General features: G+C 67.2%; 11 protein-coding genes. 5 read left to right on the forward strand and 6 right to left on the reverse strand.

Annotated elements, in window-relative coordinates; all coding sequences use genetic code 11:
- Position 1 precedes the first annotated feature (1 nt).
- On the reverse strand, positions 2 to 676 hold the full coding sequence (locus AC3WL7_RS02760) for a response regulator transcription factor (RefSeq protein ID WP_108746730.1): 675 nt from the start codon (positions 674 to 676) through the stop codon (positions 2 to 4).
- Positions 677 to 805: 129 nt separating this feature from the next.
- Between AC3WL7_RS02760 and AC3WL7_RS02765 the strand changes: the two genes are divergently transcribed.
- Together AC3WL7_RS02765 and AC3WL7_RS02770 are read left to right on the forward strand one after the other, a co-directional pair.
- On the forward strand, positions 806 to 2,443 hold the full coding sequence (locus AC3WL7_RS02765; protein ID WP_492749227.1) for a fatty acid--CoA ligase: 1,638 nt from the start codon (positions 806 to 808) through the stop codon (positions 2,441 to 2,443).
- A 156-nt stretch (positions 2,444 to 2,599) separates the two neighbouring features.
- Positions 2,600 to 2,980, forward strand: a complete 381-nt coding sequence (locus tag AC3WL7_RS02770; protein ID WP_492749228.1) for a hypothetical protein — start codon at positions 2,600 to 2,602, stop codon at positions 2,978 to 2,980.
- Between the two features lie 117 nt (positions 2,981 to 3,097).
- Here AC3WL7_RS02770 and AC3WL7_RS02775 read toward each other — a convergent pair whose 3' ends face one another.
- The 4 genes from AC3WL7_RS02775 to AC3WL7_RS02790 form a co-directional block, all read right to left on the reverse strand.
- Entirely contained in the window at positions 3,098 to 5,467 is a 2,370-nt protein-coding gene (locus AC3WL7_RS02775) for a TonB-dependent hemoglobin/transferrin/lactoferrin family receptor (protein ID WP_492749229.1), read from the reverse strand.
- A 125-nt stretch (positions 5,468 to 5,592) separates the two neighbouring features.
- Positions 5,593 to 7,044, reverse strand: a complete 1,452-nt coding sequence (locus AC3WL7_RS02780; RefSeq protein WP_492749230.1) for a DUF2271 domain-containing protein — start codon at positions 7,042 to 7,044, stop codon at positions 5,593 to 5,595.
- A 108-nt stretch (positions 7,045 to 7,152) separates the two neighbouring features.
- Positions 7,153 to 8,058 carry an EF-hand domain-containing protein gene (locus AC3WL7_RS02785; RefSeq protein WP_492749231.1) on the reverse strand — a complete coding sequence of 302 codons (906 nt, stop codon included), beginning with the start codon at positions 8,056 to 8,058 and terminating at the stop codon, positions 7,153 to 7,155.
- A 30-nt stretch (positions 8,059 to 8,088) separates the two neighbouring features.
- Positions 8,089 to 9,039: a DUF4198 domain-containing protein gene (locus AC3WL7_RS02790; RefSeq protein ID WP_492749232.1), complete on the reverse strand. Its 951-nt coding sequence runs from the start codon at positions 9,037 to 9,039 to the stop codon at positions 8,089 to 8,091.
- 156 nt (positions 9,040 to 9,195) lie between these two features.
- Here AC3WL7_RS02790 and AC3WL7_RS02795 point away from each other — a divergent pair, with 156 nt between their 5' ends.
- The 3 genes from AC3WL7_RS02795 (at position 9,196) to AC3WL7_RS02805 (ending at position 11,084) form a co-directional block, all read left to right on the forward strand.
- On the forward strand, positions 9,196 to 9,801 hold the full coding sequence (locus AC3WL7_RS02795; protein ID WP_200731678.1) for a TetR/AcrR family transcriptional regulator: 606 nt from the start codon (positions 9,196 to 9,198) through the stop codon (positions 9,799 to 9,801).
- A gap of 99 nt (positions 9,802 to 9,900) precedes the next feature.
- Complete coding sequence (locus AC3WL7_RS02800) at positions 9,901 to 10,584, forward strand: type 1 glutamine amidotransferase domain-containing protein (protein ID WP_492749233.1); 684 nt, start codon at positions 9,901 to 9,903, stop codon at positions 10,582 to 10,584.
- A gap of 104 nt (positions 10,585 to 10,688) precedes the next feature.
- On the forward strand, positions 10,689 to 11,084 hold the full coding sequence (locus tag AC3WL7_RS02805; RefSeq protein WP_200731680.1) for a hypothetical protein: 396 nt from the start codon (positions 10,689 to 10,691) through the stop codon (positions 11,082 to 11,084).
- Positions 11,085 to 11,102: 18 nt separating this feature from the next.
- On the opposite strand, the gene AC3WL7_RS02810 is transcribed toward AC3WL7_RS02805, so the two are convergent.
- Positions 11,103 to 13,301 (reverse strand): TonB-dependent receptor, encoded by a 2,199-nt coding sequence (locus tag AC3WL7_RS02810; RefSeq protein ID WP_492749234.1) that lies wholly within the window; start codon positions 13,299 to 13,301, stop codon positions 11,103 to 11,105.
- Positions 13,302 to 13,384: the final 83 nt, after the last annotated feature.

Consider the following 13,384-nt stretch of genomic DNA (forward strand, 5'->3'; position numbering starts at 1 on the left):
ATCAGGCGTCCTGCGCGCCTTCGATCTGCCGTGAGGGGTCGCTCAGGCCCATCTCGTGGAGTACACGGATGGCCTGGGCGCGGTTGCGCACGCCCAGCCGTTCCATGATGCGGGTCATGTGCGCCTTCACCGTGCGCAGCTGCACGCCCAGCCGGTCGGCGATCTGCTTGTTGAGCAGCCCCTCCGCCACCAGCCCCAGCACCTTGTACTGGTGCGCGGACAGGCTGGCCAGGCGCGCGGCCAGGTCCGCATCCTTGCTGAAGGGCGCGACCCGCGAGACCGGCTCGCGCAGGATCGCGGGGATCCAGCGTTCGCCTTCCAGCACGGATTGCAGGGCCAGCTGCAGCTCGCTCAACCCCGAACTCTTGGGCAGGTAACCGGCCGCACCCAGATCGATGGCACGGCGGATCACCTGCGGTTCTTCGTTGGCCGAGACGATGATGATGGCCAGCCCCGGTTGCAGGGCGCGGATGGTGGCCAGCCCGGCCAGGCCGTGGTTGCCCGGCATGTGCAGGTCCAGCAGCATCAGGTCGATCGACTGGCGTTCGAGGGTCTCCAGCACGCTGTCCAGCGAGTCTGCCTCGCTGATCTGCAGATCGGCGACGGCCTCTTCCGCCGCGCGATGCAGTGCGGCGCGGAACAAGGGATGGTCGTCGGCGATCAGCAGGGTTGGCATGTTCAAGCGAGATTAGCAAAACATCCGCAGCCGGGCACGGGTACCTAGGTACGCTGGTGCGTGCGTGCCGGGTTGCTAGTGTGGCTGCATGAAGAGCGGCCGCCGATGCGCCGCCCACAAGGACCGTCCATGCCCTCCGCCACCGCCGCACCCGAAGCCCATGCCTACCCGCTGTTGATCAAGCAGCTGCTGCTCACCCCCTTGGCGGTGAACCCGGGGCAGGAAATCGTCTACGGCGACAACGTGCGCTTCGACTACCGCACCCTGCAGTCGCGCATCGGCCAGCTGGCGGGTCTGTTGACTTCGCTCGGAGTGAAGCCCGGTGACACCGTGGCGGTGATGGACTGGGACAGCAACCGCTACCTGGAGGCCTACTTCGCGGTGCCGATGATCGGCGCGGTGCTGATGATGGTGAACATCCGCCTGGCGCCGGAGCAGATCGCCTATACCCTCAACCACAGCGGTGCGCGGGTGATCCTGGCCAACCGCGAGTTCCTGCCGGTGCTGGACGGCATCGAGGAACACCTGCCCGACCTGCGCACGCGCATCCTGCTGGATGATGCCGGCGGCGAGCTGCCGGCGGGTTTCGTGACCGAGTACGAGGCTGGCCTGCGCGACGCCACTGCTGTCACCGCGTTCCCGGATTTCGACGAAAACACGCGTGCGACGATGTTCTACACCACCGGCACCACCGGCCTGCCCAAGGGCGTGTACTTCAGCCACCGCCAGCTGGTGCTGCACTCGCTGGCCGCGATGGCCGCGCTGGGCAGTGCCGCCAGCCAGGGACGGATGCACCGGGGCGATGTCTACATGCCGATCACCCCGATGTTCCATGTGCATGCCTGGGGCGTGCCCTACGTGGCGACGCTGATGGGCATCAAGCAGGTCTATCCCGGCCGCTACCTGCCCGGCAACCTGCTGGCACTGATCGCCCGCGAGAAGGTCACCTTCTCGCACTGCGTGCCGACCATCCTGCACATGCTGCTGGAACATCCCAGCGCGGCGCAGACCGATCTCAGCCACTGGAAAGTCATCATCGGTGGCGCGGCACTGCCGCGGGCACTGGCACAGCGTGCGCTGGCGCTGGGCGTCGATATCTTCGGCGGTTACGGCATGTCCGAGACCTGCCCGTTGTTGACCCTGGCGCAGATCAACGTTGACGCGCTGGACGATGCTGGCGAGGCGCTGTCGCTGCGCACCAAGGCGGGCATTCCGGTGCCACTGGTCGACCTGCGCATCGTCGATCCGGACCTGCAGGACGTGGCCCACGACGGCGTCGCCACCGGCGAGGTGGTGGTGCGTGCGCCCTGGCTGACCCAGGGCTACCTGCACAACCCCGATGCATCGGCGGCACTGTGGGCGGGCGGCTACCTGCACACCGGCGACATCGGCAACATCGATGCGGGCGGTTACCTGCGGGTGACCGACCGCATCAAGGATGTGATCAAGACCGGCGGTGAATGGATCTCTTCGCTCGCGCTGGAAGACATCATCGCCCTGCACCCGGCAGTGAACGAGGTGGCGGTGATCGGGATCGCCGACACGAAATGGGGCGAGCGTCCCCTGCCACTGGTGGTGCGCCATGCAGGCAGTGAAGTGAACGAAGCGGAGATCATCGAGCTGATCGCTGCGCGCAGCCGTGCCGGGGACCTGTCGCGCTATGCGATTCCCGAACGGGTCGCGTTCGTGGATTCGCTGGAGCGTACCAGCGTGGGCAAGATCAACAAGAAAAAGCTGCGGGGCATGCATGACCCGAGCATCGTTTGATGCTGTGGTAGGCGCCAACCCTGGTTGGCAAGCACAGGTGATCCCGCCATGAATCCTGCTCATGGCTGCTGCAACAACATTCCGCTGCTGCGCGCGGGCCGGGGTCGATAGAGTTGCTCGGGCAGGACGCCCCTCGACCCTTGAAGGAATGGAAGCGTGCAAACCCAGCCTGCTGCACCGCCTGCACGGGATCCCCGCGCGACCGACCTGCAGGCGGTCAAGGTCACCGGCCCCTCTGCGGCGGACCTGCGCCGCGACGACCCCACCCTGCGCAACGTGGACTACAGCTACAGTGGCGGCGGCACGAACCGTCTCAGCGCCGAGTGGACGCGGGCATCGACGCCCGAGCGCACGCTGGATGTTGCTGCCGACTGGAGGCTGGACGACGCCAGCCGGTTGAATCTGTCGCTGTCCAATGTGCTGCAGCAGCGGCAGGGCTCGCGCACGTTGTATCGGGATGCTGATGGCGCGGTGTCGCGCTACTACGGCAGCGACACCGCGATGGGAATCAAGCTGCAGTACGAGCGGCAGCTGTAGATCCACGCCGTGCGTGGATGGTCTCCGGCGGCTCATCCACGCGTGGCGTGGATCTACCAAGGTGCCATGCCAAGTAGATCCACGCCGTGCGTGGATGGCTTCCGACCCCTGCTCGGCTTACAGGAAGTCGTAGCTGAGGGTGAAGCGCACGTTGCGGCCCGGCTGCGACCAGCGGCCGATGCCATCAGGGCTGGTTGCCCCCTGGAAGATGGCCGTGCCGGCGCCGGCGGTACGCACGCGGTTCCACAGGTAGTACTCCTTGTTGAAGACGTTGTAGACACCGGCGGTCAGGTTGATCTTCGGGGTGATCGCGTAGCTGCCGAACACATCCAGCAGCGTGTACTCGCGGGCCTTGTAGGCGTAGACCGGCACCACTTCCACGCCGTAACTGCCGTTGGTGATGCTTCTGCCGTAATCCGAGGGATCCTTGCGCTGCTGGTGGGTGACGTTGGCGGTGACGCTCCAGCGCCGCGACGGTGCGTTGTAGGTCAGGCCACCCACCGCCTTGGCCGGGATGATGCTGGCCAGCGGTTCGCCGTCGTTGTCGGTGCCTTCGTTGTACGAATAGGCCACGCGGGCCAGCCAGTCATCGGCCAGCAGCCACATGCCCTCTGCTTCCACGCCCTTCACTTCCACGTTGCCGCGGTTGATCGGCATGGTGTAGGTGTAGCCGTTGGTGACCGTGGTGACGCCACGGGTGGTGGTGCTGTACTGGGTGCCCGCATCGGCGACGAACTGCGCGGTGTCGATGAAGTTGCTGTACTTGTCACGGAACACCGAGACGCCCAGGCGCAGGCGGTCGCTCTGGTAGCGCCAGCCCAGTTCCAGGTTCAGGCTGCGCTCGGCATCCAGGTCCGGGTTGCTCTTGCCATCGGGCACGGTGACGGTCGCGCCGTCGGACACGCGGGTCACTTCGGTGGTGGACGAGGTGCCGTACATGTCATTCACGCCCGGCGCGCGGAAGCCACGGCCGCCCTGCACCCACAGCGACTGGGTGTCGGTGAACTTGAACTCGGCGCCGAGGTTCCAGGTGGGCGAGGAGAACTTCGAGACGCCGACACTGCCGCCGCCATCTTCGTAGCCGGACTGGCCGTTGCCGCCGGCCGAGGTTTCCGGGGTGTACTTGTAACTGTCGTAGCGCAGGCCGCCGGTCAGGCTGAGGCGGTCGTCGAGCAGGCGCACGCGATCACGCACATAGGCGGTCAGGTCGGTCTCGCGGGTGTCCGGCCACAGCGACGGATCGGTGTCACGGGTGAACAGGCTGCCATCGTTGCCCCAGCGCGAATCCACCGAGTTCCAGTGGATCTTCGCCTGCTGCCAGGCTGCGCCGTACACGATGTCATGGCGCAGGCCGCCAGCCTCCACGCTCTTGTCGAAATCCAGGGCGACCCGGTTGCGCTTCTGGGTATCCCAGCGGTCTTCCTGGCGCGAGCACGGGTCGGTGATCGAGCAGCGGGTGCCATAGGTCGCGGCGGTGCCGTTGGCGACCAGCACGTTGGTCTGGCCCTGGATGTAGTTCTTCTGGTGGTCGGCGGTGGCTTCCATGCTGTCAAACAGCGCGTTGCCTGCCCGCCAGGTGTACTTCAGGCCATAGCGGTCACGGTCGCTGCGGTCTTCAGCGCTGCGGAAGAAGTACGAGCCGGTGCCGTCGCTGCGGGTCCAGTTGTCGACATCATTGGTGGCGCGGGCCCGCTCATACACCACGCCCAGGGTCTGGGTGTCGGTGGCCAGGAAGTTGACCTTGAACAGCAGGTTGTCGCTTTCGCGGTCCACCGGATCCGGCGTGCGGCGCCCCGGGCCCAGCCGGTCGAGGGTGGTGTCGTACCAGGATTCAGTTTCGTGGCCATCACGCTTGGTGTAGACCAGCAGCGATTCGAACCTGCCGGTGCGGTTGGCCAGGGTCAGCGAGCCCATGTTCTCGTCGCTGGACCCGGTGTAGCCATACTTCACCGAGCCGAAGCTGTCGTTGCCATTGGCCTTGAGGAAGTCGGCCGGATCCTTGGTGGTGAACATCACCGCGCCGCTGAGTGCGCCGCTGCCAGCGGTGATGGCGTCGGCCCCCTTGATGATCTCTACCGTCTTGACGGCCTCCAGATCGACGCTGCCGCGACCGGAACGGAAGAATTCGTACGGCTGGTAGCTGCCCGGATCCATGCTCTGCGGGAAGCTGAGGCCATCCAGCGTGATCGACACGCGGTCGGCTTCCAGGCCCCGGATGTTGAAGCCGTTGAAACCGGCGCGCCCCAGGTCGACCATTTCCACGCCGGGCACGTAGCGGATGGCATCTTCCATGCTTTGCGCGCCCTGCTGCCGCAGGTTTTTCGCCGAAAGCGTGGTGACGTTCTGGTTGTCGGACTTCTTGCGCGTCTCGGTCACCTGGATGGTGTCGAGGGTGCTGTCGGCTTCAAGCGCGGCCGCGCGGGTGAGCGTGGGCATGGCAAGGCTGGTGGCGACGGCCAGGGCCAGCAGCGAGGGATTCATGTTCATCAAAGACTCCGCAGTTGTGGAAGGTAGTGGTGCCGCGGGCGGGTGGCGCCCAGGCGTTCCTGGCTGCGGAGCGCCAGAGTGCGGCGCGGTCTGCGTTGCTGGGAGTAATCGGGAAAGAACGGTGGCTAGGGCCTTGAGACCTGCACGGTGCCGATCTCGCTGCTGCCGTGCGCCTGCGTGGGCAGGTCTCTGCCCTGGCCGGTATCGATGGGCACGGAGAGGAATTCGTGGCCACCGCCTTGGCGCGCCGCCTCGACCTGCAGGCGGTACGCGCCCGGCGGCATGGCCTGGCCGCGGTCATCGCGCCCATCCCACGCCACCGAGTAGTGGCCCGGCAGGCGCGTGGGCCGCGCGATGCCCTGGATCGCCGGTAGATCGTCGCGGCCATAGCGGCGCCACCATTGCGGCAGGTCCTGCAGGTAACGCGAGCGCTCGCCGAGGACCAGCAACTGGCGCACCGGGCTGCCGTCGTCGCGGGCGATCCACAGTGCCAGGTACGGTGCGTGGTAGCGCTCGCTGGCCAGCGAGGGCACCTGGTAATCAATGACCAGCCATTCGGGAGCGATGGTCGTGCCGCTTGCCGGCAACAGCAGGCCGGGCCAGCGCTGCGAGGCGAAGGCCGTGCCGGTATCGCTGAGGATCAGCGCGGCGACATCCGGCAGCGCATCGGCCAGCTCCAGGCCGGAGCGGATCGGCATCACCGACAGTGCGGTGGCCAGCGCATCGGCACTGCTGGCATCGGGCGCCACGACGGTCGCAGACGGTGCGAACTGCATCGGCCAGCCCGACCAGGGATCAAGGATGTGGCTGTAGTGCCGGCGGCCCACCGTATAGCCGCGGGTGGCATGGCCGCTGGCGGCGATGGCCTGCGAGCGCAGGCCCACGGTGGCCAGTGCGGCGCTATTGTCACGTGGCTCACGCGCATCGGCCACGCCCACCGGCCAGGCCTGCCCTGCCCCATCGGCCTGCCAGTAGCGGGCATCGCCGCCGATATCCAGCCCGATGGCGGTGGCCGCAGGTGCGGCAGCGCGGGCCGCGGCCAGGGCGCGATCGATGATGTAGCCCTTGGCCAGCGCGTCCACGTCGAAGATCACCGCCGGTGGGCGCGCCACCGGATGTCGATCGTCCAGGCGGACCTCAGCGGCGTTCGCGTCCGAGGCCAGGGCCCGCAGTGCTTCGCGCGTCGGCAGGACGCCGCTTTCCTGGGCCTGCTGCCAACGCTGGGCAAGCCCACCCAGGCGACAGCTGAAGAGTCCTTCGGTGCGCGCCCGCCATTCCTCGCACAGGCGCAGCACGGCGCGCATGTCGTGGGACAGATCCTGCGGCGCGGTCGTGGCATTGAAGCGACTCAGCTCGCTGTCCGCACGCCAGCGGCTGAGCAGCGCGTCCAGCCGCTCGATCTCGGCCAGCGCCGCACGGCCGGCGGCCGCCGCCTGGGCTGCAGGCGCGTCGATGCGCAGGTCGAGCGAGGTGCCGAGCACATCATCACGATGCGGCTCGGCCGCACCTGCGGCGACGGAAGGCAGGCCGCCGAGCGCCATGCAGATCGCCAGCAGAAAGAGGGAACATCGCTTCATCGAAGGCTCGATCAGGCACAGCGTTGCCCAGCCGGTCCAGGGCGGACCGGTGGATGAACGCAACGAAGGGGAAGACAGCGGGCCACCCCGTTCGGGTGGCCCGGACCATCAGCGGCGCGGTTCGGGCGCGGGCAGCCGGGCGTCGACAGCGTCGACCACGCCGTCCTTGTTGCGATCCGCGGTTTCGAACAGGCGCTTGCCCGACACCTGGTACTCGGCGAAGGTCATATGGCCATCCTTGTCTGCGTCGAGCACGCCAAAACGCACGTGGACCTGGCGATCGCCGCCCTGGCCCAGTGCATCGATGCGACGATCCACGCGCGTCTCGAACTCGGCCAGGTACTCATCCAGGGCCAACTGGCCATCGCCGTTGCTGTCGGTACGGGCGAACTGTGCATCGCGTACGCGCTCGTACTCGGCACGCTCGACCTTGCCGTCGCCGTTCTCGTCGTACAGCTCCAGGAAGCCGGCCGCGGTATGGCTGGTGGGCATGCCGATGCGGCTGCGGCGCTGGTTGTCGAAGCGCTGGGCACCGGCGGCGGTCTTTGCTTCCCGCTCCGGTGCGGCCTTGCTTTCACTCGTTCTGCTGGCCAGCGCCTTCTGGCCGCCCTGCCAGGTCTTTTCGCCGGCAGCATCGAACTCGGCGCGCGACACCTGCCCACTCTTGTCGGTGTCCAGCGCGGCAAAGCGGGCCTTGGTCTGTTCAACCTGGGCGGCACGCTCGCGCTCGATCTCGGCCGCCACGCGGGCGTCGAACTCAGCCACGTACTCGGCCTCCTCCACGGTGCCGTTGCGGTCGGTATCGGTGGCGTCGAAGCGGGTGCGGCGGAACGTCTCGAACTCCTGCCAGGTCACGCGGCCATCGGCGTTGTCGTCATGCTCGGCGATGAAGGCCAGCACGTTGTTGCCGTGGCCGCCCACCAGCGGGCGCGGGCCGGGCGCGGTCTGTGCGGATACAGCAGAAGAAAGCAACAGCGCGGCAACGCACGCACTGGCAAGCACGGTGGTTTTCATGTCGACCTCGAAGGCGGTGTTACGGGGAAATCAGGGATTGAGCACGCGGAACGTGAGCGTCACGCTGTTGCTGTACTCAGCCACCGGCGCACCGGCCGGGGCAGCCGTGCGGTGGCGGGTCAGCGCGACCCAGGTGCCGGCGGCGGACAGCGGGAAGCGCACGTGCCCGGCAGCATCGCTTTTCAGGTTGACCACCTGCGGCGTGCGATCCGAACTCCACACCGCCTCGGTGATTTCCACGGCCTGGTTGGCCAGGGGCGTGCCGTCGTATTGCACGACGAACTCGAAGGCTTCGCCCACGTACAGATCGCTGGGATGGGTGACCGGCACCAGCTCCACGCCCTTGTTGCGCGGCGCCAGCGCGGCGCGGTCCGGGTTGCCCACGGTGATGTAGCTGTCGGCCTGGGTAAGCGACTGGAAATCGGAGATCACCTTCGCCCCGGCCGGAATCTTCACTGCCGGGTCGCGCGAGCTCTCGCGCTTGCCGTTGTGTTCCCAGGTACGGAACAGCGCACCCAGGCGCGGGCCGGTACTGAGGCGGTAGGTGCCCGTGCCCGCCGGCAGCGTGTACTCGGCCACGGTGCGGGTTTTCATCACCTGCGAGGCCAGCGGCGCCTGCGTGCCGTCCGGGCCGGTCACCGTGAACTGGCTGTCATCGAACGCAGTTTCCGGAATGAAGAAGGTCTCGGCAAACGAGGCGTCCATGGCAATCGTCTGCCCCGCCCGTGGCGCGAAACTGCTGGGCACCAGATAAGGCGTGTGGGCCATCGCGGCCAGCACGGTGCCGGACATGTAGCCGGCGTAGTTGATGGCGGCCAGCCAACCCGCGGCGACATACCCCAGCCCCGCCTGCGCCTTCATGATCGGCAGCATGGGCGTATAGGCGAAACGGGCGAGGCCCACGGTGAGGACGAGTGCGCAGATGCCAGCAAATATCACCCGGTGCGGCGTGTCATGGGGCGCACTTCCAGCGAGGGTCATCGTGTTCCGTAGCGGCTGCCTGCGTTGCTGGAACCTAGCACCGGCACCGGTGCCCGGGCCATGCCGCGAAAGTAGGGTCTGGCGATGCTGAACGGAAAATGCGCGTACCGCACAACTCACTAGACGACCGGTCTAATCGCGCGTATCGTCGCTCCCATGAACTCCGCCACCGACACCGCAGGCACCGACGTCCGCCGGAAGATCCTGGCCAGCGGCCGCCGCACCATGGGCGGCAAGGGCTTCTCGGCGGTCGGCCTGAACGAGGTGCTGACCGCTGCCGGCGTGCCCAAGGGCTCGTTCTACCACTACTTCGGCTCCAAGGAAGCCTTCGGCGAGGCCCTGCTGCAGGACTACTTCGACGAGTACCTGGCCGAAATGGACCAGATCTTCCGCGCCGGTGGCCAGACCAGGGCCCAGCAGCTGGACAGCTACTTCGCCGCGTGGATGGCCAGCCAGTCCTTCGAGGACTGCCAGGGCAAGTGCCTTGCGGTGAAGCTGGGTGCGGAAGTTGCGGACCTGTCGCCGGCGATGCGTGCGGCGCTGCGCAGCGGCACCGCCGGCATCATCCAGCGGCTGGCACGGGCGATCGAGGGCGGCCAGGCCGATGGCTCGCTGGCCTGCAGCGGCGATGCGTCCGCGCTGGCGCAGAGCCTCTACCAGCTGTGGCTGGGCGCCAGCATCATGGTCAAGATCGTGCGCGGGCCGCAGCCCTTCGACAACGCGCAGCGCGCCACCCGACAGATCCTGCATCCCTCACGCTGAGCGAGGGGTGCGTACGCCACACTTCCAACGAAGTGTTTTTTTGCGACCGGATACTAGACGACCGGTCTACTGCACCACTCTCCCAACAGGAGCACCACCATGAAAGTCCTCATCGTTCTGACCTCGCACGACCAGCTGGGTGATAACGGGCACAAGACCGGGTTCTGGCTGGAAGAACTGGCTGCGCCCTACTACGCCTTCAAGGATGCGGGTGCGGAGATCGTGCTGGCCTCGCCCAAGGGTGGCCAGCCGCCGCTGGACCCGAAGAGCAACGAGCCGGCGTTCCAGACCGAGCTGACCCATCGCTTTGAAGCCGACGCCGCCGCCAAGGCGCAGCTGGCCGCCACCGTCCGCCTGGACAGCGTCAATGCCGCCGACTTCGACACGGTGTTCTACCCGGGCGGCCACGGTCCGCTGTGGGATCTGGCCAACGACACCCATTCCATCGCACTGATCGAAGCGTTCGTTGCCAGCGGCAAGCCGGTCGGCCTGGTCTGCCATGCGCCGGGCGTGCTGCGCCAGGTCAAGGCACCCGATGGCACGCCGCTGGTCGCCGGCAAGCACGTCACCGGCTTCGCCAACACCGAAGAGGACGCCGTCGGCCTGACCAACGTCGTGCCCTTCCTGGTGGAGGACATGCTGAAGGACCTGGGCGGTGACTACAGCAAGGGCCCTGACTGGGGCTCGTATGTGCTGCGCGATGGCCTGCTGGTCACCGGCCAGAACCCGGGCTCGTCGGCCGAAGCGGCTGCAGTGCTGATCCAGGCTGTGGCCAAGGCCTGAACCCCACGAAGGGGCGATCCGGCAGGCCTGTCCGGATCGCATCCCTCCCCCATGCTACGGTGCGCGCAACGGCAACCCGCAGAGTCCCAGGCCGGGAGGTTCCCATGACGCGCACCCAGGCGACACCCACGGCGGCCACCGGCACGGTCCCGCCCGACCTTTTCGGCGCCCTGCGGCAGATGCTGCTGCGCCATGGCGACGGCCTGCTCGTCGTCCACGATACAGACCAGCATTTCTACGCCAATTGCCGCAGGCCGGGCGCCAACGGCAAGGCACAGTTCTTCGCTGCAGTGAAGGTGTCCGGGCGCAGGCACGCCTTCCACCTGATGCCCGTCTACGACTTTCCCGAGCTGCTGGCAGGCATCAGCCCCGCGCTGAAGCAACACATGCAGGGCAAATCCTGCTTCAACTTCGAGCACTGGGACGCCCCGTTGCTGCAACAGCTGCAGGCGCTGGTCGACCAGGGCGCCGCGCGTTACATGGCCGAAGGCAGGCTCTGAAGCCTGCGCTCCCTCCCATCAGAAATCGACGGTGGCCGACAGCGTGAAGGTCCGCGGTGCACCCAGCGCCAGGCTGGACAGCAAGGGCTGGCCCCAGTAGGCCGTGTTGGCCAGGTTGTTGATCGTGCCGCGCAGGGTCAGCGGGCGGCCGGAGAGACGGGTCGCGTAGCGCGCCCCCAGGTCGTACACGGTGTGCCCGGCCACCCACTGCGTGTTGTCGGCACTGATGAACTGCCGGGACATGGAGGTGATGCCCGCATTGAGGCTGAAGCCTTCCAGCATCGGCAGATCCCATTCACCGGTGATCTTGCCCTGCACCTTCGGCAGCCCGGTGGCCAGCTTTCCTTCGTTGATGCCACTCTGGGTGCGCGTGAGCTTGGGCTGCACGTAGGCCACGCCGCCCATCAGGCGGACACCGTCCAGCGGTGAACCGAAGAAGCTCCAGTCCGCGCCGCGGTTGCGCTGTTCGCCGCCGAACGAATAGATGTTCGAGACCGGATCGGTGTAGCCGCTGGGCCGCTTGATCTCGAACAGGCTGAAGGAATGCGCGAAGCGGCCCGCATCGAGCTTCAGGCCGACTTCTTTCTGCCGGGTCTTGAACGGCGGGAACACTTCGCCGGCATTGGCGGCCGTGGTCGGCGCGGTCGCGCCCTGGCTGAGGCCCTCGATGCTGTTGGCATACAGCGATACCTTGCCGCCCAGCTTGAACAGCACCGCGGCGGCGGGGGTCGTGGCGCTCTGCTTGTAGCGCGAAGACAGTGCACCGGTGTTGATGTCGAACGCATCACTCTGCACCTGCTGGCGACGCACGCCCAGCGTGACCTGCACGCGATCGTCGGCAAACCCCAGGGTATCGGCCACGCCCACGCTGCGCAGCTTCACCTCGGTATGCATGATGTGCGGGGTGATGAACGCGGGCGCTTCGTTCCAGGTGGGCGCGTAGAGGTTGGTCACCCAGCTGGCCTCGGGCACGCTGCGGCGGCCGTAGTCATCCTGTTTGTGCTGGTAGGCCGTGGCATTGGCGGCCAGCTGGTGGCTGACCGGCCCAGTGCGGAAGCTGCCACGCACGCCCACATCAGCCGACTGCTTGCGGGTGTGGAAGGCCAGCTGGGCCACCGTTGTGCGGAAGTCACCGGCGTTGTTGAGCACCAACGCACTGATGGCGCCGTTGTAACTGTAGTTGGTCTCGCTGGCACCGAAGGCCGCGTAGCCCATCAGGTGATCGTTGAAGTCGACTTCACCGCGCAGGATCGCGCCCTTGTCACGGCTCTCCACCCTGCCCCATTCGGGGTTGATGAGCACATCGGCGCGCGGCGGCTTTGGTACCGCCACGCCAACATCCAGGCTGACGCCGCGGGTTGGGCCATGGATGAGATCCTCGGCAGTGTAGAGGTCCAGCGATGCGCGGCTGCGCTCGCCGCGCCAGTCCAGGGCCAGCGAGCCCAGCTGGTAGGCCTTGTCCTGGTGGCGGATGGCGCCCTCGCCTTCGCGGTGCACGGCGTTGACGCGCACGCCCCACTGATTGCGGTTGCCGAAGCGGCGGCCGACATCCACATGGCCGCCGAACTGCGCGTCGGCGCCATGGTCCACGCTCAGCCGGGTCAGCGGCGCGTCTGCCGCACGCTTGGGAATCAGGTTGATGGTGCCGCCTACCGAGCCGCCCGGTGGCATGCCGTTGAGCAGCGCCGACGGTCCCTTCAGCACGTCGATCCGCTCGAACATTTCCGGCGACGTGCGATAGAACGGTGCCATGCCGAACAGGCCGTCCACGGTCATGTCGGTGGTGCTGGAAGCAAACCCGCGGATGGCGTAGTTCTCGCTCCACGCGCCGGAGGCATTGTTGGTGAACACCGTCGGATCTGCCGCCGCGATGACCGAGGTGATGTCACGTGCCTGCCGATCGGCGATGTAGGCCTCGGTGTAGCTGATGGTATTGAACGGCGTATCCATGAAATCGCGGTTGCCGAGCAGGCCCACGCGCCCGCCCGACGCCACTTGCCCGCCGGCATAGGGGGCGGTGACGGTGCGGCGCTCGTGCACGTTCACTGAATCGAGGGTGGACACCTGCGGCGCGCGGTCGGTAGCGGCGGTGAGGGCCTGGGCCAGCGCCGAAGGCGCGGGAAGGATGAGAACGCCGCCCAGCGCAAGCAGCAGCGGGGTGGCTCGGCCTGCACGCAGGCAGGACAAGGGAGCATGGCAACGGACATCGGACGTCATGGGTGTACCTGGGTATGACGAGGCCTGCGCCCTGGCAATGGGCCCGGCGGATGCGGGATGGGCGGGTGCAGGCGGGGTTGCTG

The organism is Stenotrophomonas sp. FW305-3-2-15-E-LB1, assembly GCF_058787375.1.